20 protein-coding genes are annotated in these 22,001 nt (G+C 34.7%); 7 read left to right on the top strand and 13 right to left on the bottom strand.

The features are described 5' to 3' along the window. The first annotated feature begins 4 nt into the window (after window positions 1-4). The 5 genes from HJ01_RS09610 to HJ01_RS09630 all read left to right on the top strand — a co-directional run bounded on the left by HJ01_RS09610 (window position 5) and on the right by HJ01_RS09630 (window position 3,900). Window positions 5-916: a cbb3-type cytochrome c oxidase N-terminal domain-containing protein gene (locus HJ01_RS09610; RefSeq protein WP_007138193.1), complete on the top strand. Its 912-nt coding sequence runs from the start codon at window positions 5-7 to the stop codon at window positions 914-916. A gap of 29 nt (window positions 917-945) precedes the next feature. Then, window positions 946-2,364: a cytochrome c oxidase accessory protein CcoG gene (gene ccoG / locus HJ01_RS09615; RefSeq protein WP_007138194.1), complete on the top strand. Its 1,419-nt coding sequence runs from the start codon at window positions 946-948 to the stop codon at window positions 2,362-2,364. A 46-nt stretch (window positions 2,365-2,410) separates the two neighbouring features. Beyond that, on the top strand, window positions 2,411-2,860 hold the full coding sequence (locus tag HJ01_RS09620) for a FixH family protein (RefSeq protein WP_007138195.1): 450 nt from the start codon (window positions 2,411-2,413) through the stop codon (window positions 2,858-2,860). Between the two features lie 65 nt (window positions 2,861-2,925). After that, complete coding sequence (locus HJ01_RS09625) at window positions 2,926-3,627, top strand: sulfite exporter TauE/SafE family protein (RefSeq protein ID WP_040473834.1); 702 nt, start codon at window positions 2,926-2,928, stop codon at window positions 3,625-3,627. Between the two features lie 36 nt (window positions 3,628-3,663). After that, on the top strand, window positions 3,664-3,900 hold the full coding sequence (locus HJ01_RS09630; RefSeq protein ID WP_007138197.1) for a YdcH family protein: 237 nt from the start codon (window positions 3,664-3,666) through the stop codon (window positions 3,898-3,900). Between the two features lie 154 nt (window positions 3,901-4,054). On the opposite strand, the gene hemN is transcribed toward HJ01_RS09630, so the two are convergent. The 6 genes from hemN to HJ01_RS09660 form a co-directional block, all read right to left on the bottom strand. Then, entirely contained in the window at window positions 4,055-5,419 is a 1,365-nt protein-coding gene (gene hemN / locus HJ01_RS09635; RefSeq protein WP_007138198.1) for an oxygen-independent coproporphyrinogen III oxidase, read from the bottom strand. Between the two features lie 142 nt (window positions 5,420-5,561). Next, window positions 5,562-7,577 carry a DUF349 domain-containing protein gene (locus HJ01_RS09640; RefSeq protein WP_007138199.1) on the bottom strand — a complete coding sequence of 672 codons (2,016 nt, stop codon included), beginning with the start codon at window positions 7,575-7,577 and terminating at the stop codon, window positions 5,562-5,564. Window positions 7,578-7,980: 403 nt separating this feature from the next. Then, complete coding sequence (locus HJ01_RS09645; RefSeq protein WP_007138201.1) at window positions 7,981-8,736, bottom strand: shikimate dehydrogenase family protein; 756 nt, start codon at window positions 8,734-8,736, stop codon at window positions 7,981-7,983. Then, window positions 8,736-10,133 carry a tetratricopeptide repeat protein gene (locus HJ01_RS09650; RefSeq protein WP_007138202.1) on the bottom strand — a complete coding sequence of 466 codons (1,398 nt, stop codon included), beginning with the start codon at window positions 10,131-10,133 and terminating at the stop codon, window positions 8,736-8,738. The genes HJ01_RS09645 and HJ01_RS09650 overlap by 1 nt, the downstream gene beginning before the upstream one ends. A gap of 140 nt (window positions 10,134-10,273) precedes the next feature. Continuing rightward, the gene (locus HJ01_RS09655; protein WP_007138203.1) at window positions 10,274-11,461 is read right to left on the bottom strand and encodes an aspartate aminotransferase family protein; all 1,188 of its coding nucleotides are present in this window, start codon (window positions 11,459-11,461) and stop codon (window positions 10,274-10,276) included. Window positions 11,462-11,652: 191 nt separating this feature from the next. Further along, entirely contained in the window at window positions 11,653-13,251 is a 1,599-nt protein-coding gene (locus HJ01_RS09660; RefSeq protein ID WP_040473835.1) for an OstA-like protein, read from the bottom strand. 329 nt (window positions 13,252-13,580) lie between these two features. Here HJ01_RS09660 and HJ01_RS09665 point away from each other — a divergent pair, with 329 nt between their 5' ends. Further along, window positions 13,581-15,449, top strand: a complete 1,869-nt coding sequence (locus tag HJ01_RS09665; RefSeq protein WP_007138206.1) for an alpha-amylase family protein — start codon at window positions 13,581-13,583, stop codon at window positions 15,447-15,449. A gap of 94 nt (window positions 15,450-15,543) precedes the next feature. On the opposite strand, the gene HJ01_RS09670 is transcribed toward HJ01_RS09665, so the two are convergent. The 7 genes from HJ01_RS09670 to rsfS form a co-directional block, all read right to left on the bottom strand. Then, entirely contained in the window at window positions 15,544-16,320 is a 777-nt protein-coding gene (locus HJ01_RS09670; protein ID WP_007138207.1) for a superoxide dismutase, read from the bottom strand. 8 nt (window positions 16,321-16,328) lie between these two features. Beyond that, window positions 16,329-16,598: an acyl-CoA-binding protein gene (locus HJ01_RS09675; protein ID WP_007138208.1), complete on the bottom strand. Its 270-nt coding sequence runs from the start codon at window positions 16,596-16,598 to the stop codon at window positions 16,329-16,331. Continuing rightward, window positions 16,598-17,251 (bottom strand): phosphatidylserine decarboxylase family protein, encoded by a 654-nt coding sequence (locus tag HJ01_RS09680; RefSeq protein ID WP_007138209.1) that lies wholly within the window; start codon window positions 17,249-17,251, stop codon window positions 16,598-16,600. Before HJ01_RS09680 ends, HJ01_RS09675 begins: the two co-directional genes overlap by 1 nt. After that, window positions 17,241-18,086, bottom strand: a complete 846-nt coding sequence (locus HJ01_RS09685; RefSeq protein WP_007138210.1) for a phosphatidate cytidylyltransferase — start codon at window positions 18,084-18,086, stop codon at window positions 17,241-17,243. The genes HJ01_RS09680 and HJ01_RS09685 overlap by 11 nt, the downstream gene beginning before the upstream one ends. A gap of 1 nt (window position 18,087) precedes the next feature. Continuing rightward, a complete protein-coding gene (locus tag HJ01_RS09690) occupies window positions 18,088-18,693 on the bottom strand; it encodes a hypothetical protein (protein ID WP_007138211.1) in 606 nt (201 codons plus the stop codon). A 113-nt stretch (window positions 18,694-18,806) separates the two neighbouring features. After that, window positions 18,807-20,732 carry an ATP-dependent zinc metalloprotease FtsH gene (ftsH, locus tag HJ01_RS09695; protein ID WP_007138212.1) on the bottom strand — a complete coding sequence of 642 codons (1,926 nt, stop codon included), beginning with the start codon at window positions 20,730-20,732 and terminating at the stop codon, window positions 18,807-18,809. Window positions 20,733-20,746: 14 nt separating this feature from the next. Beyond that, window positions 20,747-21,118, bottom strand: a complete 372-nt coding sequence (rsfS, locus tag HJ01_RS09700; RefSeq protein ID WP_007138213.1) for a ribosome silencing factor — start codon at window positions 21,116-21,118, stop codon at window positions 20,747-20,749. 94 nt (window positions 21,119-21,212) lie between these two features. On the opposite strand from rsfS, the gene HJ01_RS09705 reads away from it, so the two are divergent. Continuing rightward, complete coding sequence (locus HJ01_RS09705) at window positions 21,213-21,941, top strand: biotin--[acetyl-CoA-carboxylase] ligase (RefSeq protein ID WP_007138214.1); 729 nt, start codon at window positions 21,213-21,215, stop codon at window positions 21,939-21,941. Window positions 21,942-22,001 lie beyond the last annotated feature (60 nt).

Consider the following 22,001-nt stretch of genomic DNA (forward strand, 5'->3'; position numbering starts at 1 on the left):
TAAAATGAAAAAATTAATTCCAGCCTACGTTAGAGTACCGGCAATTTTCTTCCTCATTTTTGGAGCAATGGAATATTTTATAGATTCAGGTGATCGAGCCGCATTTATAAAATACCCTATGGTCTCATTGTTTCTGTTGTTTTTTCTATTTCTTTTAATCGCAATAGAAATTACAATTAAAGCAATTGATAACATCACATATCAAATGCTGACTGAGGAGCAAAAAATAAAATTAGAAGAACAAAGTAACTTGAGTTTTAGGGAGAGCGACTGGTATCAAACGCTGATGCAAAAACTGACCAAAACTGAGCCTATTGAAAACGAAGGAAATCTTCTGCTAAATCACGACTATGATGGTATCAAGGAATTAGACAATAATCTGCCGCCATGGTGGGTATATTTATTCTACGGTTGTATTGTTTTTGCGCTAGTATATATGGTTCGATTTGAAATTATGGGAGGTGACGACCAAGAAATGGAATTGAAGAAAGAATTAGCACAAGCTAAAATTGATGTTGCTGAATACATGAAAACAGCTCCAGATTTAATGGATGAAAAAACGGTGACCTTACTTACGGAACCGGCTGATTTAGCTATCGGTAAAACAATTTTCATGGAAAATTGTGCAGCCTGCCATAGAGCGGATGCTGGAGGACAAATTGGGCCTAACTTGACGGATGATAAATGGATTTTGGGTGGCGGAATTAAAAATGTATTCCATACTTTAGTTAATGGAGGTCGTGATGGAAAAGGAATGATCTCTTGGAAAGGTACACTTAAACCAAAAGAAATGCAGAAAGTGGCAAGTTATGTATTGTCTCTGAAAGGAAGCAATCCAAAAGATCCAAAAGCACCTGACGGTGAAGTATGGGTTGAAGAAGCTGCATCGAGTACTGAAGTTTCGGTTGCTAACTAAAGATACATTGAAAGTATAAAAATAAAAACATGTCAAAATTACCAGACGAAGCATTTAGAGATACCATTGGTACTATCGACGAAGAGGGAAATAGAAAATTTATATTTCCTAAAAAACCTTCAGGTAAATTCTACGACTATAGAAAATGGGTGAGTTACTTTTTGTTGATCATTTTGATTGCCAATCCTTTTATAAAGATTAATGGAAATCAGTTCATGTTATTCAATATCATGGAACGTCGATTTAATATTTTTGGATTTCCTTTTTGGCCGCAGGACTTCTATCTATTTGTACTATTTATGATAGTAGGAGTGGTATTTGTCATCTTGTTTACTGTGATTTTTGGAAGAATATTTTGTGGATGGATTTGTCCGCAAACTATTTTCTTAGAGATGGTTTTTCGTAGAATTGAGTATTGGATAGAAGGAGATCGAGGTGCGCAAATCAGATTGTCTAAACAAGAATGGAATGCAGAGAAAATAAGAAAAAAGGGAATTAAGTGGTTTATTTTTCTAATCATCTCTTTTGGTATTGCAAATGTATTTCTTGCCTATCTTATTGGTAGTGATAAACTATTGCAAATGATTGAAGAGGGACCTATTAATAATATTAGTACGTTGATTGCGTTGTCTATTTTTACAGGGGTTTTCTATTTTATATTTGTTTGGTTTAGAGAGCAAGTTTGCATTATAGCCTGTCCTTACGGAAGGTTGCAAGGAGTTCTCTTGGACAATAAATCAATAAATGTTGCTTATGACTTTGTACGTGGCGAAAAAGAAACGGGTAGAGCTAAGTTTAATAAGCAGGAAGATAGAGATGCCAGCGGAAAAGGGGATTGTATCGATTGCAAACAATGCGTCAATGTATGTCCAACAGGAATTGACATTCGTAATGGGACTCAATTGGAATGTGTGAATTGCACTGCTTGTATTGATGAGTGTGATGTGATAATGGAGAATATAGGTTTGCCCAAAGGATTAATCCGCTATGCATCCGAAGATGAAATAGAGCAGAAGCTTCCTTTCAAGTTCACCGCAAGAATGAAAGGCTATACTTCGATATTGGTTATTTTAGTCGGTATTTTATTGGGTTTACTGTTTTTGAGAACAGAGGTAGAGGCTACTATTTTAAGATTGCCTGGACAGCTTTTTCAGCACAAAGGGGATAAAATAAGTAATGTTTTTACCTATAAAATTATAAATAAGACCAACAATGATTTTAATGATATTCATTTCAAATTGGAAGGTATAAAAGGAAGTTTAAATGTAGTTGGAAAACAACATTTTATAGTTAAAAAACAAGGAATGAATGAAGGGACCTTGTTTGTTGAAATCAATCAATATTTATTAGAGAGTGATAAAACAAAATTAAAAATTGAAGTGTACGACGGTGATAAAAAAATTGAAACCAGTACGACTAATTTTTTAAGTCCACGAAGTTTCGATTAGTATAATAATTAATTGAAGGTGCGCCTTCAAAATTAAAAATATAGATATGAAAATTAATTGGGGAGGCGGAATCGTCATAGCAATTGTATTGTTTATGAGTTTCATTTTATATTTTGTTATCAAAGTACAAGTAAATCCAAAATATGATAACGATTTGGTCGTCGAGGAATATTACAAGCATGACGCTGTTTTTGGACAGGAAATGAAAAGAGTCCAGAATGCAGAGGATTTAGATCAAAAACCACTTATAGTAAAGACTGCTGCCGGAATCACAGTTGTTTTTCCATCCGCATTTAAGCCACATAAAATAAAAGGAACAGTGTCCCTTTATAGACCGTCTAACAAAAAATTAGACTTCGAAATTCCTATTTCGTTGTCTAATCCATCTTTGCTCATACCTAAATCAAATTTGGTAGGCGGTCGCTGGGACATTAACATGGAGTGGCAGTATGACGGAAAACAGTATTTGACCAAGGATACTTTCTATATAAATTAGAAACAACTATTCGAAAATTCTAGACCCAACAAGTCTTAATGATTTTCGATTTTACGACTTATTTTATGCTTTACACAGCGTTTATTTTCGGTTTAATTAGCAGTTTTCATTGCATAGGAATGTGTGGGCCTATTGCTATGATGTTACCTGTAGACAGAAATAACCCTACAAAAAAAGCGAGCCAGATTGTAACCTATCATCTGGGGAGGTTAACAGCCTATGGTACAATAGGTCTCATTTTTGGGTTGGTTGGTAAAGGTTTTTTCATAGCTGGAATACAACAAAATCTGTCCATATTTATTGGAGTTGCTATGATTGCGGTGATCTTGATTCCAGATAAGATATTTTCAAAATATAATTTTTCAAAACCAATATTTAAATTGATATCTAAAGTCAAATCAACGCTGGGTAGTCAATTTAAAAACAGGAGCTATAAGTCACTGTTTACTATAGGTTTACTTAATGGTGTTTTGCCATGTGGGATGGTTTATGTAGCTTTGTTTGGAGCAATCGCCATGCAAAGTGAAAGTTTAGGTGTTTTGTATATGGTTTTGTTTGGATTAGGAACCGTTCCTATGATGAGCAGCGTAATTTACATCAATTCTTTTTTGACAGTGCCGGTCCGTAATAGGATTCAAAAGGTCATACCATATGTTGCCGTTTTAATTGGAATACTATTTATATTGCGAGGATTGGGCCTGGGAATTCCTTATGTTTCCCCATCTAATATGAGTTTGTTTATACAGGAAACTCCAAATTGCCATTAATTAATTGTCATTATTTTTAATATAAATTCAATCCACATGGAAAGACACGATTTAATACACGAGTTTCCTCAATTTGAGGAAAAAATTCATAAATTAAAAGTTGAAGATCCCCATTTCAGAAGGCTCTTTGATGAATATCACGAACTAGAACACGAAATTCATCGCGTAAATACTGACATTGAAGTAGTCACTGATGAGCATGCCCATGAGTTAAAAGCTAAATTACTGTTTATCAAAGATGAACTGTATGGCATTTTAACAAAGGACGAATAGATTCTAATTGGACCGCTATTTTTTTATGATTTCAAAATAATACCGCAAATTCACAAATTAGGGACACAACAGTACTAGTATCTTTAATTTTCGAATTTGCGGTTTACTTTTTTTGTATCTAAACAGAATAACTGTTTGCTCAGAAAATATTCAACTATATTGTCATAGAAAATAGTTCTGTTTCTGGCGCTTTACGCTTTAAATGTAAGTCAAATGCCATACAAATGTTACGAATATGTGGTTTGCCACTTTCAGTGACCTGGATGGAATTATCGCGAATCAACAGTAGGCCATCTTTTTCCATTTCTTGTAACTGAATCAGTACTTCTGGAATTTCTTCAAAGTAATCCTGCTTATTTTCCCATGAAGTTTCAAATTGACACATTATATTAAGGATATGTTTTCTAATGATGAGGTCTTCATCGTTCAGCAAATGACCTCTAAAAATGGGCAACTTGTCCCATTCTAGGATTTGGTAATAATCTTCTAAATTTTTTTCATTTTGTGCAAAGCTGTACCAGCTGTCGCTAATCGAGGATACCCCTAAACCAATCATTAATTGAGTTTTTGACGAGCTGTAGCCCATGAAATTGCGATGCAATTTACCATTTTTAAAAGCTTCAAAGAGACTATCAGTTTTTAATGCAAAATGATCCATCCCTACTTCATAGTAGCCGTTGTCTAGTAATAACTCTTTGCCTATTTGGTACAACATTCTTTTTTCTTGGTCTTGTGGAATGTCTTCGTCCTTAAAGCCACGTTGACCATTTCCCTTTATCCAAGGAACATGTGCGTAACTGTAGAATGCTAATCGATCGGGCTGCAGCGATTTTGTTTTTTCTATGGTGTCAATAACATCTTCTATTTCCTGGAAAGGAAGTCCAAAAATAATATCATGACCAATGGAGGTATAGCCAATTTCTCTTGCCCAGAACGTTACTTTTGCAACATTATGAAACGGTTGCTCTCTATGGATGGCCTTTTGTACTTTATCGGAATAATCCTGAACGCCAAAACTGACTCTCCTAAAACCCAGATCGTACAGTTTTTTTAAATGTTCGTGAGTAGTGTTGTTAGGATGACCTTCAAAACTAAATTCATAATCTTTAGCTTTACTGGCATAAGAAAAAATACCATTGATTAAATCCTCTAGGTTTTTGGGAGAGAAAAAAGTGGGCGTTCCTCCGCCCAAATGAATTTCTTTTATCTGTGGCTTTTCACCTAATATTTTACAGTATAATATCCATTCTTTTAAAACAGCTGCAATGTAGGGGTGCTCCACTGTATGGTTTTTTGTAATGCGCTTGTTGCATCCACAAAAAGTGCATAGACTTTCACAAAAAGGAAGGTGGATGTAGAGACTGATTCCTTCTTTTGAATTGGTTTCCACAAAGGTTTTCTTTAAGCTGTCTATCCAATTTTGATATAAAAAATCGGCTTCATTCCAATAAGGAACAGTCGGATAGCTTGTATATCTTGGTCCAGGGACATTGTATTTTTGAATCAACGAATTTTTCATAAGATATAAATTTTTCAATATTCAAAATTAGCTGTAATTATGAAAAGTTAAAATGATAATTATCATACTCTTACGTTTTTTGGCATAAAAAAACCTCATTCTAGCGATAGAATGAGGTTTATGATGTATCAATTTAAATTTTTTATTCTTGATTTAGATTCCTTAGTTGTTTTAGCTTTTCCTTCCAAGTATCAAGGCTTTCTTTGTGAATTGCTATATTTTTTCGTACCTCTAAAACAATTGAATTTTCTTTCTTTGCATTACGTGTATTTGTAAAAAACTGAATGTTGTTTTCTAATTGATTAATTTCGTTTCGAAGCTCTTCAATTTTACGCATTATGAAAATCTTTTCATTCTCCAGTTTTCTAGAGTCGTTGTTTTCAGACAAACTATCCATTCTGTTGGCAAAACGAATCATATCAGTATCTTTCTTGCTCAAACTCAATTTGTCAAAAAGTGCGTCAAGAATTTTATTGAATTTCCCTTCAATATGCCTTCTTGGGAAAGGAACTTTTCCGAAGTTTTTCCAAGTTTCAATATGTAATTTTATAGCGTCTAAATCTGTTTTGTGATCTCCGGTCAATTGGTAAGCACGTAGAGTATCAAGGTATAATTTTTTATTATCAAAGGCTGCAATTTCTTCTGCACTGTCTTCGTCCTTGTGTTCTTTTAATTTGTCGAAATAGTGATTACAAGCTTCTTTGAATTCCTTCCAGATTTTATCTGAATATTTTCTCGGCACATGACCTATTTGTTTCCACTCGTCCTGAATTCGCTTCATGATTGGAGTAGTAACAGCAAAATCGGTGCTTTCTTGTAGTTCTTGTGCTTTCGTAACAAGAGCGTTTTTCTTAGCTAAGTTTTCGCTTTGATCTTTTTTGATTTCTTTGTAAAAAGAATTTTTAAAAGAGTTAAAATTTCTTACAGCACTTTTAAAAGCCGCCCAAGTTTCTTCGTTTACATCTGAAGGAACTTTACCCGCAGAGAAGAACGCCGTTCGTAGTGCTTCCACTTTTTCAATTTGCTGAAGCCATTGGGAATGAGCATTTACTTTTTCCGTTGCCAAAACTTCAATATCAGCAATAATAACTTTTTTCTTTTCTAAATTTTCAAGTTCAGTACCTCTTAATTTTTCAAACAAAACCTCACGCTTATCGTGCATTTGTTTTGTTAGATCACTGAATTGGTTCCAGATAATATCGCGATTTTCTCTCGAAACTGGTCCGATGTCTTCTTTCCAGATTTTGTGTAAGTCCTGTAATTCTCTGAAAGCCTTATTTACGTCAGCCTCGTTAACCAATTCTTCAACTCGAGCAACAATTTTTTGTTTTAGCTCTAGATTATGTTTGAAGTCCAAATCTCTGGCCTCTCTGTCTAGATGTAAATAATCATAGAAGTTCTCTACATGAAAATGATAATTATTCCATACATGATTGTATTTGTCTTTTGGAATGGGTCCAGCATTTTTCCATCGTTCTCTTAAATCATTAAAATGTTTTAAAGTGTCCTTGATGTTTTCCTGAGGATTGATTAGTTCTTTCAATTCCTCTACAATAGCTAATCTATTTTCTAAATTTGTTTTCAAGTTAGTTTGTAAACTCTTGAAATGGGTATTTATATTATCTCTAAAAAGAGAGTAAACTTGATCAAATTTTGTTTTTAAAGGAGAATGATATTGAAAATCTTCTGTTGTATCGGGGTTTTCAGTATGGTATTCTTCTTTTTTTTCTTCAATAAAGTGATTGTATTTTGCTAAAAATGCTTTTTTGATCTCTTCGACATGTTCTTTGATCGACATTACTTTTCCTGTAGAAACTAAAGCATCTAGCTCGTCCACAAGTGCCGCCATTGATAAGGTATCGTAATCTTGCATCGGAATTTCATGACGTTCCTTTAAGGTTTCGTCTTCACTTTCTTCCGCATTTGAATCATCAATTGAGTTTAATGCTTTTTGATTTTCATTCTCAATTGTTGCAGCAGTTTCCGGGACTTCCTCTTCTGTTGAAACTTCTGCATTAGAATCAGTGATTACAGGTTCTGTAGTCTCAGTAATTGCTGGTGTTTCCGCAATTGTTGAATTGTCTTGAAGTGATTCAATAGAATCAGTCGTTAAATTTCCATCTGCTTCTTGCAGGTTATCATTCTTTTCTTCTAACATTATTGAAATGTTTAAGGTTTCTACTTTAATCGAATCCGAAAGATAGTGAAGCAGTATGAAATTACAAAATAAAACCCTTGTTTAGAGCCGTTTTATGTTAAAAGTATGTTTTTTTTGGAGCAATTTCCTGCTATTCGCTGTATCTTTTTTAGCCTCCAAAAAGGGAGCCAGAAAAAGGATGCCGCTGCTATCAGGGCTATGGGCAGCCGATTGTCATTTAGATTGGTATAAATAATGTGTTTTAACTTGTCATTCTCAATTGAAAGGAGTCTGTAGCAGAAGGTAAAAGCAAGTATAGTATACTGTAGATTTTATTTTTTAATACTAGTTTCTGAGACAATACAAAAAGCTTTCAACTTTTTAAAGGCTGGAAGCTTCGATATTTATAATTGTTAAATTGGTTTTATTTATTCCAAATTTCCCATGCTTTCTCTGCTTGGAAAACAAGCATTTCCAATCCGTTTTTAACTTGAGCCCCTTGTTCTTTGGCTTTCTTCAGGAATTGAGTTTCGGCAGGATTGTAAATTAAGTCAAATGCAATGTGTTTTTCAGTAAAATACTGATAAGGTAGTAATGGAAACGCATCAACGTTAGGACTTGTGCCTACCGGAGAAGAGTTAATTATGATGTGGTAGTTGGTAAATGTAGTTGCATTGATTTGGCTGTAATCTATTGCATTTTCCTTAGCCTCTCTTGAGACAAAAGTATACAATATACCCAGTTCTTCCAAGGCATAAGCAACTCCTTTCGAAGCGCCTCCCGTACCCAGAATCAATGCTTTTTTATGGTGCGGCTGTAGCAAAGGTTCTAAAGCTTTTTGGAAGCCGTAGTAATCCGTGTTGTAACCTTTTAGTTTTCCTTTTTTACTAACTGTAATGGTGTTAACCGCGCCGATTTTTGCCGCTTTTTTTGATAGTTTATCCAGAAAAGGAATAACTGCTTCCTTATATGGAATGGTAACGTTTAACCCCTTAAGGCCTGAGCTTTCTGCGTCTTTGGTAATTTGGATAAATCCCGCTATTTCTTGGATGTCGAAATTCTCATAACTGCAACCACTAAAGTCACCAGTATTGAATTTATCAGTGAAGTAGCCTTTAGAGAATGAATAACTAATATTCTTACCCAATAAACCAAAACGTTTTTTTTCGATAGCAGCCATTACTCTTTCTTATGTTTTGCGATGTAATTTTGCACCATTTTCTTTTTCCAAACTACTGGAAACATATCCTCAATAAGGATATAGTTGTCAAAGTTTAAACGCATGGCATTACTCAAGTGGAATTTTGCTTTGGTGTTGTCTTGAATCATAAAATACAATCCAGCCAAACGGTATTCTACTTCGTTTTCTTCAGGGAAATATTCAGAGGCTTGCAATAAAGTTTGTATTGCGCTTTCGAACTCTCCTAAAAATTGTAGGGTGTCTACCCAAAACAACCAGGTGTCTAGGCTATGGTCACCAAATTCTACTGCTTTTCTATAACCAAATTCTGCTTCTTCAAAGAAGTTCATTTGTTTGTTTATGCTGGCGTACCGTTTCCAATAGAGACGATTTTGATTGTCTATAGCCAAAGCCTTGTTTACGTAAAATAAGGCTTTCTGGAAGTCCTTTTGACGCACATAGAAATCAGTAATAGCAATCCAACCTTTGTCTAAAAGGGGATCTTCATGCACCGTATCGTTGTAGTACTTTATTGCTTGAACTTTATTGCCTAGTTTTTCATAACATTTTCCTATTCGAAGTAAAGCATAACTAGTTGCATCGTCTAATTCGATGGTTCTCTTGTAGCTTTCAATAGCTTCTTCATATTTGTTTAATCTTTCAAATGCTTTAGCTTTTTCCATGAAAGCACCAAGGAACTCATCATCGATAAGAGTCGCATAATCAAATGCACGGATGGCATTCTCGTAATCTTTTACCCCATAATACAAACGTCCCATTTGATGCCAAGCGATTTCGCTGTATGGGTTTTTGTCGATGTATTTGTTTAAATAGGCAATAGCATCTAAATTTTGGTCTAAAAATTCAAAACAATACACCACATTATATAAAGCAGATTGATCGTCAAGGTCTTCTTCTAAACATTTGATAAAACTCTGTTTTGCCATTTCTAGATTATCCATAAAGAGATATTCCATACCTATTAAGTTATACACATCGGCATAATCATCTGTATATTCCAAGGCAGTTTTTAGAAATTCAACTGCCTTTTCATGTTGGTCTCTTTTAGAGTAGATATTTGCTTTCTGAATAAAAATTTCTTCATTCGTAGGTTCGATGGCATACAGCTCGTTGAGTAATCTCTCAGCTATATCCAATTTGTCGTCATAAACTAACATTTCAACCTGAACCAATTTCAAACCTGTTGATTTTGGGTGCTGATCTAACGCTAATTTAAGTGCTTTTTTTGCCAAAGCGGCCTTACCCATATCAAGATAATGAAGTATGATTTCTTCAAATTCTTCAGAATCAAAAAAGAGAACTTTGTTGGTTTTCAACATAGACTCAAATTTTGAAAGAGATAAGTTATAGTCTTCTTCTTCGTTGCTTAATTGCATACTTTATTTTTTTGAATTTGGCCTACTTAAAATTAGGCATCCTTACTGTTGTTGTGGAAGAAAATTAGAATTGTTATGAACAATTTAATTAACAAAAAGGAAGTGATGTTTTTATTGTAGTTGTTTTAAGCCAATTAATTTTAAACCGACACTAGGATTTCATCCATTACTTTTAGCATTATTGCGCAACCTTCTCTTATCTCTTCGTTAGAGATTGTAAGCGGTGGCGTAATTCTTATCGCACATCCTTCAAAAAGTAACCAAAATAAAATAAGCCCTTTGTCTTGACATTTCAATATCACTTCATTTGTTATTGCAGCGCTTTTTGTCATTGCGGCCAGCATTAACCCTTTTCCACGAACTTCTTCTATCAAAGGATGTACCAAAAGCGATTTAAACAGCTTTTCTTTTTCTAAAGCGCTTGACATCAGTTCAGTTTCGGTAATTTCCTTCAAAGTAGCCAAACATGCTGCCGCAATGACAGGGTGACCGCCAAAAGTAGTGATATGTCCCAATTTTGGGTTATCGCTTAACAAATCCATCATTGCAGATGAAGCTGTAAAGGCGCCAACGGGCATGCCTCCTCCCATTCCTTTTCCCATCACAACAACATCCGGTACAACGTTATAATTTTGGAAACCAAAGAGTTTTCCTGTTCTTCCAAAACCAGGTTGGATTTCGTCCAGGATCATAAGTGCACCAACTTCAGTACAACGTGCGCGAACTTTATTAAGGAAATCGTTTTGTGGCTGTATAAATCCCGCTCCTCCTTGGATAGTTTCCAGCAAGATAGCCGCAGTTTTTGTTGTTATTTTTTCTAAGTCGGCTTCATTATTGAAAGTGATAAAATCTACATCGGGAATTAGTGGTCTGAAAATTTGTTTGCGTTCCTCAAATCCCATTACACTCATGGATCCCATAGTGTTACCATGGTAAGCATTGTTACAAGAAATCAATTGACTGCGACCTGTAACGCGTCGCGCTAATTTTAAGGCACCTTCAATGGCCTCAGTACCTGAGTTTACCAAATAGGTTTTGTCTAAAGGTTTGGGCAACAAAGAGGCCAAAAGTTTACAATATTCAACTGCAGGACTTTGAGAATATTCGCCATAAACCATTACATGCGAATATTTGTCTAATTGATCTTTAATTGCCTGATTTACTCTTGGCGGTTGATGACCAAGTGTACACGCGGAAACTCCCGCCACAAAATCTAAGTATTTTTTATTATTTGTATCGTAAATATAAGAGCCCATAGCGTATGAAACTTCCATTCCTAACGGATAGGGTGAAGTTTGTGCTTGGTATTTTATGAAATCGTTATTCACTTTTTTTATGTATTTAAATGCAAACTGCGTTGTGTTTTACGCAAAGTACACTGAGGTATAAATTGTATTATTTTTCGTGACTTATTTTTATTGATTCTCAACTGCTAGCATCTAAACTTATGATTTACAGATAAGCATGTCCGTGATTAGCTATAAACAGACATGGATGGCTCACAGAAGTACAACACTTCTTACTTAGTCTTTTTCTTCTTGTCGTAATTCAATGTTTCTTTCCTTATTTTCATGGGGACATTTTCCTTTTCATCCTCTTTTTTTCCAGCTTCGATCATTTTGTCATTCAATTTATTGTCTTCGTCTGAGAAAATATCGTCTTTAGATTTTATTCGTTCGTCACCCCGCCAGACAAGACCCCGCAGTTTTCTTGCGTTTTCAGGCAAGTCTTTATCAGGGTAAATATCGCCGTCAACCTGATTGAAAAAAGTGATGGTTTCTATGGCGCTGTCCTCAAAAATTAAGTTGATTTTACTACTTACGTTTTTGTTGATTCCAATAAGTTCATTTGCTTCATTTCGCATAAAATAGACGACTTCTGCATTTTTGACTATATCTACATCGTGCAATTTTCCCTCTTCAAATTTCCCATAGAGATTTAGACCTTTCACCTGATTGTATCCAGTTCCCAAAGTGTCTTTTGAGACGAGGAACGTATTGTTTAGGACTTTTAGCGAATCGAGTTTTTGGGTGCTGTTGTTTCCTATAAGATGCATTACATCTCCAGTGATTTGGCTTTCGCCATTCCAGAGTATTGGGTTACCAATGAGTTTAGTTATGGCAGTTTTTGAACTAGAATGTATCGAATCACATTTTCCGCTCATGTCGGTTTTGTAGAATCGTACATTATTGTAGGCTCGAATAATCCTGTTGTTTTCCTTTCCAGTAACCATCAGTCTTTTGCCATGAATATAAACCGAGTCGTTTTGGACAAAGTTTACTGCCACAGCTCTCTTAGTAACAAACATCGAGTCTTGTTTTTTGTATATTTCTGCATAATGGCCCTTTACAATTCCACGATTGACGGAATCCGTTATTTTCACATTTCGGGTGGCAGAAGCAAATTCTCTATTTCGATCATAATATAAACTATCTCCTTCAATTAATCGGTCTTCGTATTTTATGTAGGACTTTCTTAGAAAATGTGCTAGGTTTTTTTTAGTGTCATAAAAGCCTTTTTCGGTATAGATATAATTGGTCTTACTTGTAATTGTCGAAGGACCAAAAAGATAGCTATGGCCAGAATTACTGTAATAGTCCAAGTGATTTGATTTTATCACGTAGTTTGGATTTGTAATGGTAACCGCTGTTAGGAATTGGAACTTTTTTTGAGCTACATAATATTTTCCCGATTTGCTTTTTAAAGTATTATCCTTGTTGATTATAGTACCTGGGGAATTGTAATATACTTCCTGAATGTTTCTGTCAAAATTTATGGTGTCTGTTGCTAAAGTAGCATCTGGTGAACTCATAAAAGCTTCTCCGGCTGCAAAAGCTTTTTTTACATTTCCATTATATTCGGCATACTTGCTGTTTAAGAACAAGGTATCCCCTTGAACTAATTGAACATTTCCAAAAGCTTTTATATAATTTTCTTTCTGGAAATAATAGGCTTTGTTGCAAGTAAGAACCACCCCGTCATGGCTAACGCGCACATTTCCTGTGAGTAAAAAGGCATCAGGCATCTCAGCTTGGTTTACATCTGCATAATCAGAATGCTCTACTACGATCTTTTTTGCTGCTTGCGCCAAAATGGGTTTTGAACTTAATATTGCCAAACAACAACAGATGAAAAACAGGAATTTCTTCAATGGATTTATTTTTTGTCAAATTTATGAAAAAGGAAACAATCCTAATCCATATTAGCATTTATTTATAAGTTGGTACATGTGACGTATTGGAACATTTTTTATTAGCCTTACAAGTTATGAACAAAAAACGTTACTCTTTCGTTGTAGTGAAGTTTTAAATTCTCATTTTTGAGTAATAAAAAAATGAATTTGGCGTAGTTTTAAAAATTACAGTAAATTTAAAAACTGATTATTGAAGTATTTCATTTTACCGGAAATGAATTCGAATAATTGTTTAGCTGTTAATATTTAAAGGAATGATAAAAAAGAAAACCCTTGTATTAGGGATAAGCGTAGTACTTCTGTCTACGGCTTGTAAAACGAAAGATTTAAAAATGAGTGGAGAAAAGACAGAGATTGTCACTGAAAAAAAAGAAGTGGTATACCAAGTGTTTACCCGTTTATTTGGGAATAAAAACACAAACAATAAACCGTGGGGAACTATTGAGGAAAATGGAGTAGGTAAGTTTAATGATTTTACGGATAAAGCGCTGCAGGAAATTAAGGACTTGGGCGTTAGTTATATTTGGTATACTGGAGTTCCGCATCATGCTTTGATTCGGGATTATACCGCTATTGGTGTATCAAATGACGATCCTGATATTGTAAAAGGAAGAGCAGGTTCACCTTATGCTGTAAAAGATTATTATAATGTAAACCCTGATTTGGCTGTTGATCCAGCAAATCGCCTGCAAGAATTTGACGCTTTGATTAGCAGAACGCATGCAGCAGGGTTAAAGCTGCTGATTGATATTGTGCCCAATCACATTGCTCGTAAATACGAAGGTAAAAGCAATCCTGCAGGAGTTAGAGATTTTGGCGCTGACGATGATGTTACTTTTGAATATCAAAGAGATAACAATTTCTATTATATTCCTAATTCTCAATTTGAGGTTCCAGACACAGCACAGCCTTTAAATGGAGAAGTTACTGCACTTAGTGACCGCAAATTCCAGGAGATTCCAGCGAAGTGGACAGGAAATGGTTCCAGGATGGCAAAGCCAGACAAAAATGATTGGTATGAAACAATAAAAGTAAACTACGGAGTGCGTCCCGACGGTTCTAAGGATTTTCCGGAACTTCCAGCAGGCTATGATTCGAAATCATACGAAGAGCATTTTGAATTTTGGAAAGATAAAAGCGTTCCTTCTTCTTGGATAAAGTTCCGAGATATCGCCTTGTATTGGACAGGTAAAGGAGTTGACGGTTTCCGATATGATATGGCTGAGATGGTTCCGTATGAGTTTTGGAGCTATATGAATTCAGCCGTAAAAATGAAGAACCCTGATGCATTCTTATTAGCTGAAGTGTATAATCCTGACCAGTACCGCAATTATATTCGATTAGGGAAAATGGATTATTTGTATGACAAGGTGGAAACCTATGATAAGTTAAAAGATATTATTCAGGGAAGGTCCCTGCCTGATGGACTTTCTGATATTCAAAAAGGAATGAAGGATATCGAGCATCATATGTTGCATTTCTTGGATAACCATGACGAGCAACGTTTAGCAAGTCCGGAATTTGCCGGTACAGCCGAAAAAGGAAAGCCTTTAATGGTAGTTTCAACTACGATTAGTACTGCGCCTACAATGGTTTATTTTGGACAAGAAGTAGGGGAGGCCGGTAGTGAAGATGCAGGATTTGGCACGCATTCAAGAACTTCAATTTTTGACTATATTGGCGTACCAAATCATCAACGATGGATGAATAACGGTGAGTTTGATGGTGGATTATTAACGCAAAAAGAAAAGGAACTTCGGGATTTTTATAAAAGACTGCTTAATTTCTCTATCAGTAGTTCTGCGTTAATGGGTGATTTTGAAGAAATTCAAACAATTAATCGCGAGTCAACGGCAGGTTTTGACCCAGGGATTTATGCATACACACGCTGGTCAGCTAATCAGAAATTAATCATAGTGACTAATTTTTCATGGATCAGTAGTAGTTCTTTTGAACTTAAGATACCATCTGATATTATCAAAAAATGGAAATTAAAAGACGGTAGCTATACGATTACGGATCAATTGTATAAGGTGTCTAAAGCGCAATTAGAGGTGGTAAACGGGGAAGGAAAAGTGCAGGTTGCTATTGCACCTTCGGAATCGTTTATTTATCAACTATAAATGTCTAAGGCTTGATTACTTAATATGTTTAAATAAAAAAGCTGATGCAAGATTATGATAATTGTGCATCAGCTTTTTATTTTTTAAGGACTAACTAGTATTTTCTTCTTAAAGCAGCTTCGTAATTTGCACCCACCTTTTTCCAATTGATTACATTAAAGAAAGAATCAATATAGTTTCTTCTTCTGTATTGGTACCCTAAGTAATACGCATGTTCCCATAAGTCTAATGCTAATATAGGCTTTCCCGGTATCAAGGCGTTCTTCATTAACGGATTATCTTGATTTTCGCTGCTGGTCACTTTTAATGTACCTGACTTATCGACGATTAAAAATACCCAGGCAGAAGCAAATTGTTTCGTAGCTTCGCTTTTAAAAGCAGTAATAAAGTTTTCATAAGATCCAAAATCCCTTGTAATTGCAGTAGCCAATGTGTCTTTCGGCATTCCTCCGGCATTTGGAGCCATTGACTTCCAATATAAGGAATGATTGTAGTACCCCCCCGCATTGTTTCTTAAATCGGTGTTTTTTGGGTCTAAATGAGACAAGATATCTTCGATTGACTGATTCTCGAACTCAGTTCCAGCTATAGCGTTATTTAGATTGTTGGTATAAGTCAGATAATGTTTAGAATAATGCATTTGCAAGGTTAAAGGTGAAACCGTTGGTGCCAATGCGTCATAGGGATAAGGTAGCTTTTCCAGTTGAAACGAACCTTTATTTGCCTTTACATCGTCGGGATACCCGATGGAGACTTTTTCTTGTGCGGTTGGTAAAGGCACTTCTACGACTTCTGTCAGTTTTTTGTTATTACAAGAAACTAAAATAATAATTAATAGTAGGCTCGACAGTAATAAATTCAATCTTTTCATTAGTTGTATTATTTTTCCATAATGGAATTGATGATTTCTATATAGTGTTCTTTTGCTTCTTCAGCGGAAAGATGACTGATTTGCATCCAAGCATTGGTTTTAAAAGCATCCCTTAAATGATAAGTCGAAGTTTGTCTTGGTTCTAAGGTGCCAAAAGTAGCTTGTTTGTAATAGGCATAAAGGCGTAGCTGAACATCCTGCGGTAAAGATGCTTGAGTCATTTCGCCTGCCGTTTTTACTGCCTCTTGAAACCTTATGTCCAAATCTTTTTCATTCATTACTCCTTCGTTGCAATTATAGTTTTTCCTCCGATTGCTTTTTGGTTTAGCACGACGCTAATTGGGGTACCTATAGGTAGGAAAAGATCTACTCTAGATCCAAATTTAATAAAACCAGCATCTGTTCCTTGTACGACTTGCATACCTTCTTCAGCGTAGTTTACGATTCTTCTTGCTAAAGCACCTGCAATTTGTCTGTATAAAACAGCACCGAAAACTTTGTTTTCAACTACTATAGTTGTTCTTTCGTTTTCTTCACTTGCCTTAGGATGCCATGCCACCAAAAATTTACCTGGGTGGTATTTGCTAAATTTTATTATTCCGCTCATAGGATAGCGGGTAACATGTACGTTTACTGGAGACATGAAAATAGAAATTTGCAGGCGTTTTTCTTTAAAGAATTCTCCTTCGTATACTTCTTCGATAACAACTACTTTTCCATCTACTGGTGCTAAAATCTGATTTTCATTTAGCAAAGCATTTCTTTTCGGATTTCTAAAAAATTGTAGAATAATAATCAATATCAAAAACGCGGCAATTTGTAAAACCTTTCTAAGCCAAATAATGTCAATTAATTTGTCAGATAGTAAAAGTACAATGGCTGTAAAAGCTACGCCTAGTAAAATAGTTTTGGCTCCTTCTTTATGAAACATAATTTAAAATTTGATAAAATAAAAATACAATTGGTGCTACAAATATAACACTATCTAGTCGATCTAGTATACCTCCGTGACCGGGCATTATTTTTCCGCTATCTTTTACCCCGGCAATGCGTTTGAATTTGGATTCGATTAAATCACCTATAGTTCCAAAAACACCAACGATTATTGCGATTATAATCCAAATAAAAGTTTTTCCTTCTGCGATTTCGATATAATATTTTGAAACCAAATAACTGGCTATAACTGAAAATAGTACCCCACCGAAAAAACCTTCAATAGTTTTTTTGGGTGATATTCGCTCAAATAATTTAGTTTTTCCAATAGACTTTCCAACAATATATGCAAAGGTGTCATTTGTCCATATTAGAATAAAGATACTGATGAGAATTTTTGGATTGTAGCCGTCTATTCCAAAAGGAATCTTTGTCATAATGGCAAAGGGAAGTATGATATAACCGAGTAGGTATACGTATTTTGAAAAGGAATCAATCCTGACGATTTTATTATCAAAAAGAAAATGTATACATTTTATAAATACGATAAGAGTTGCAGAAAGAACAATCAAGTCAAATGTTTTACTGAATCTCAGGATGTACAAATACCCTTCTTGCGCAATAGATATTTGGTAAAAAAGCAAATAGGTGGCGCTTGCCACAATAAAAGGAATGATTCTTGAAATTTCGATCAAATTACAAAACTCAACGGTTGCAATGAGAAGAAATACACCGAAAAGTATAAAAAAACTTTCAGTTGAATATAGTATGGAAAATATTAATAAAATAATATAAACAGCACCAGATATAGATCTCTTAAGGGTTTCATTCATGTTAAAGATCTTCTAACAACAGCAAATAAAGGTTTTTGGCTGAACTTCCATACTGAGTAAAGTCTTCTTCTTTTGCTTTTTCGAAATATTTTATTGCGGTAATGTTTGTTGGATAATCCCTTTCGTATTTTTTTCTTATTGAAGTCAGTCCATCACTTTTTGCAGCAAGAATCTGGCTGGTTCTAGCGACAACAACAATGTTAATGGGTAAGTCGTGTGGTTTGAGTTGCTTTATTTGATTTGACGAAAATAAAATGGAGCCTTCTTCAGCAATTAGATTTTCACAATATGAAAAAAGAAATTTTGGATTTGCTGACTTTGCGTAGCTGAGCTTGTTTTCATCTAATATGTTGAAAAGTTTAGGCTCATAACATAAGACTTCACTTTCATACCAGTCGTTCTCTTCTAGAATATTTTCGAACTGCTCTTTTACTTCCTCAAGGTTTTCACAATATAAAAATTTACCACCATTTTTCTTAAAATTATAGATGAACTGTTCATCTGCAGACATCATATCAGCATCAGGGGAAAATTTACTATTTTCTTTCTCTTTATCCTCATCTGAAGGCGAAATACTAGAACCAAAAATTTTTCTGAAAAGACTCATATGTTGTTAAGGTGCTTTATATGTTAATTAGGAAACGGTCAAAGATAAAAAAATCTTAATTCAAAAAGGGTTTTTGAATTAAGATTTTAAAAATAATTAAATTTGATGTATTGCTATAATATTACTTCTTCAAGATTTTTGTCAAAAGCTCTTTTTCCAAAAATAGCTTCTAGATCATCTTTGAAGATAACTTCTTTTTCAATTAGTATATCGGCAAGCTGATTCAGTTTGTCTTTATTTTCTTCTAAAATTTGAACTGCTCTTTCATATTGACTTTCAATAAGTAATGAAATTTCTTTGTCTATAACTTTAGCAGTTTCCTCGGAATATGGTTTAGAGAAATTATATTCATTTTGCCCGCTTGAGTCATAATAAGTAACATTTCCTATTTTATCGTTTAAACCATATACAGTGACCATTGCACGTGCTTGTTTGGTTACTTTTTCTAAATCACTTAAAGCGCCTGTTGAAATTCTGTTAAAAGTAACTTTTTCAGCTGCTCTTCCTCCCATGGTAGCACACATTTCGTCTAGCATTTGGTCAGTGCGCACTATTAAACGTTCTTCGGGTAAATACCACGCTGCACCAAGACTTTGGCCTCTTGGAACTATAGTTACTTTAATTAGTGGCGCTGCATGTTCTAGCATCCAACTTACTGTTGCGTGTCCCGCTTCATGAATAGCAATTGCCTTCTTTTCTTCAGGGGTTACAATTTTATTTTTCTTTTCTAATCCACCGACTATTCTGTCAACGGCATCTAAGAAGTCTTGTTTGTCAACTGCAGTTTTGTTGTATCTAGCAGCAATTAAAGCAGCTTCGTTGCAAACATTAGCAATATCTGCTCCAGAAAAACCGGGAGTTTGTTTTGCTAAGAATTCAGTGTCCAAACCTTCTACTTTTTTCAGTGGAGCTAAGTGGACCTTGAAAATTTCAGCCCGTTCACGAATATCAGGTAAATCCACAAAGATTTGTCTGTCGAAACGACCAGCACGCAATAGCGCTTTATCCAGAACGTCTGCTCTGTTTGTAGCGGCTAATACAATTACATTAGAGTTGGTTCCAAAGCCGTCCATCTCAGTAAGCAATTGATTAAGAGTGTTTTCTCTTTCGTCATTACCACCAGACATGTTGCTTTTTCCTCTAGCTCTACCCACAGCATCAATTTCATCAATAAAAATGATTGCTGGTGATTTTTCTTTAGCTTGTTTAAACAAATCACGTACTCTCGATGCACCTACACCAACAAACATTTCAACAAAATCAGAACCTGATAGTGAGAAAAATGGTACTTGTGCCTCTCCAGCTACGGCTTTTGCCAATAGCGTTTTTCCTGTTCCAGGAGGTCCCACAAGTAATGCACCTTTTGGTATTTTACCACCAAGGTTGGTATACTTTTCTGGGTTCTTCAGGAATTCTACAATTTCTTGTATTTCTTCTTTAGCACCTTCTAAACCTGCAACATCTTTAAAAGTTGTTTTAACATCCGTCTTTTCATCAAAAAGTTTCGCTTTAGATTTTCCAATATTAAAAATTTGTCCGCCACCGCCACCGGCACCACCTGACATTTTTTTCATTATGAAGATCCAAACACCAATAATGATAATAATAGGAAGTAAACTAATTAAGATGTCAGTCCAATTGCTTTTTTGAGAAAAATTGAAATCTTTTAATTTTCCTTCAGCAACTGCTGTTTCTAATTTCTTTTGAAATAATTGATCATTACCTATCTCAAAAGTATATTGAGGCCCTTTATTGGGTCTATCAAAAATATCTTTTGCAACCTTTTGATGTTCTTTTGCCTTAAGAGCTTCGGGCTTCAAAAAAACTTCGGCTTCGGTTTTATTATACACAACTACTTTCTCAATTTGTCCTTTTTCTAAAAAGACATTGAATTTAGAAGAAGTTAATTGTGCTGGTTCTTGCAAACTTGAACTTCCAGTTATAAAACTGATAAATAAAAATACAAGTAGTATGGCAGTGTAAACTAACCATGGACTAACTTTAAATTTATTAGGAGTTGGATTATTATCTTTAGCCATTCTGGTTTTTTTCTTTAGTATTTGTTTTCTATTGTAGTGATTTTAGCATCTCCCCACAAACTCTCAATGTTGTAATATTCCCTGATTTGTTTTTGGAAAACGTGAACTACGATATTAACATAATCCATAAGAACCCATTCCGCATTATCGGATCCCTCAACATGCCAAGGCTTGTCTTTTAATTCTTTTGAAACTGTTTTTTGAATAGAGTTAACAATTGCGTTAACTTGTGTATTTGAATTTCCGTTGCAGATAACAAAATAGTCGCAAACTGCGGTATCAATTTCTCTTAGGTCGAGAATATCAATGTCATTTCCTTTTACTTCTTCGATTCCCTTAATAATGTTTGCCAATAATGCATCATTATCTATAGTCTTTTTTGCCATGAATTATTTTATATAAGTTTGTAAAGTTACCATTTTTTGTGATTATTTTTGAACCTTAACATAATATTAAATTCCGTTAGACAAATAATTACATATGAAAGTAATCAAACTCGATGCCATAGATTCGACAAATGAATTTCTCAAAGGATTATCAAACAAACAGGAACTAGAAAATTTTACTGTTGTCACTGCGGAAAATCAAGTGAAAGGGAAGGGGCAGATGGGTTCTGTATGGAGCTCTGAGGCAGGTAAGAATCTAATAATGAGTGTTTTTATTAAAGATTCTTTGTCAGATGTGAGTCAGATTTTTAAACTGAATATTGGAGTTGCACTTGCGATCGTTGAAGCCTTGGAAACATTTAATATTCCAAGTTTAATGATTAAATGGCCAAACGACATTATGTCATATAATTTTAAAATAGGTGGCATTTTAATTGAAAATAGTATCAAAAGTGACGGAACGGTGCATTCTATTGTAGGTTTGGGACTAAATGTCAACCAAATTAATTTTGAAAATTTACCTAAAGCGTCTTCATTGGCTGTAATATGTGATTCACAATTTGACAAAGAGAAGATTTTGAAAGAGATTGTAATGAAAATTAAACAAAATATTGCCATGATGAATGGCGATACGGATGCCCTATGGTTGGAGTATAGTAGTAGACTCTTCAAAAAAGGGGTTCCAATGGCTTTTAAAGACAAATCAAATCAAAACTTCATGGGAATTATTCAAGGAGTTTCTTCGCATGGAAAGTTACAGGTTCAATTGGAAGATAATAGCATTTCTGAATATAGTATTAAGGAAGTTCAGCTGCTTTATTAAAAAAAAAGTGTTTAGGAATTAAAATAATTTCAATTCTTAAACACTTTTTTTATGTTATTC

Origin of the sequence: Flavobacterium frigoris PS1, assembly GCF_000252125.1 — a bacterium.
GTDB classification, from domain to species: domain Bacteria; phylum Bacteroidota; class Bacteroidia; order Flavobacteriales; family Flavobacteriaceae; genus Flavobacterium; species Flavobacterium frigoris_A.

Coding starts and splice junctions, on each gene's coding strand:
- HJ01_RS09610 (WP_007138193.1), top strand. CDS start 5: ATGAAAAAATTAATTCCAGCCTACGTTAGAGTACCGGCAATTTTCTTC.
- ccoG (WP_007138194.1), top strand. CDS start 946: ATGTCAAAATTACCAGACGAAGCATTTAGAGATACCATTGGTACTATC.
- HJ01_RS09620 (WP_007138195.1), top strand. CDS start 2,411: ATGAAAATTAATTGGGGAGGCGGAATCGTCATAGCAATTGTATTGTTT.
- HJ01_RS09625 (WP_040473834.1), top strand. CDS start 2,926: ATGCTTTACACAGCGTTTATTTTCGGTTTAATTAGCAGTTTTCATTGC.
- HJ01_RS09630 (WP_007138197.1), top strand. CDS start 3,664: ATGGAAAGACACGATTTAATACACGAGTTTCCTCAATTTGAGGAAAAA.
- hemN (WP_007138198.1), bottom strand. CDS start 5,419: ATGAAAAATTCGTTGATTCAAAAATACAATGTCCCTGGACCAAGATAT.
- HJ01_RS09640 (WP_007138199.1), bottom strand. CDS start 7,577: ATGTTAGAAGAAAAGAATGATAACCTGCAAGAAGCAGATGGAAATTTA.
- HJ01_RS09645 (WP_007138201.1), bottom strand. CDS start 8,736: ATGGCTGCTATCGAAAAAAAACGTTTTGGTTTATTGGGTAAGAATATT.
- HJ01_RS09650 (WP_007138202.1), bottom strand. CDS start 10,133: ATGCAATTAAGCAACGAAGAAGAAGACTATAACTTATCTCTTTCAAAA.
- HJ01_RS09665 (WP_007138206.1), top strand. CDS start 13,581: ATGATAAAAAAGAAAACCCTTGTATTAGGGATAAGCGTAGTACTTCTG.
- HJ01_RS09670 (WP_007138207.1), bottom strand. CDS start 16,320: ATGAAAAGATTGAATTTATTACTGTCGAGCCTACTATTAATTATTATT.
- HJ01_RS09675 (WP_007138208.1), bottom strand. CDS start 16,598: ATGAATGAAAAAGATTTGGACATAAGGTTTCAAGAGGCAGTAAAAACG.
- HJ01_RS09680 (WP_007138209.1), bottom strand. CDS start 17,251: ATGTTTCATAAAGAAGGAGCCAAAACTATTTTACTAGGCGTAGCTTTT.
- HJ01_RS09685 (WP_007138210.1), bottom strand. CDS start 18,086: ATGAATGAAACCCTTAAGAGATCTATATCTGGTGCTGTTTATATTATT.
- HJ01_RS09690 (WP_007138211.1), bottom strand. CDS start 18,693: ATGAGTCTTTTCAGAAAAATTTTTGGTTCTAGTATTTCGCCTTCAGAT.
- ftsH (WP_007138212.1), bottom strand. CDS start 20,732: ATGGCTAAAGATAATAATCCAACTCCTAATAAATTTAAAGTTAGTCCA.
- rsfS (WP_007138213.1), bottom strand. CDS start 21,118: ATGGCAAAAAAGACTATAGATAATGATGCATTATTGGCAAACATTATT.
- HJ01_RS09705 (WP_007138214.1), top strand. CDS start 21,213: ATGAAAGTAATCAAACTCGATGCCATAGATTCGACAAATGAATTTCTC.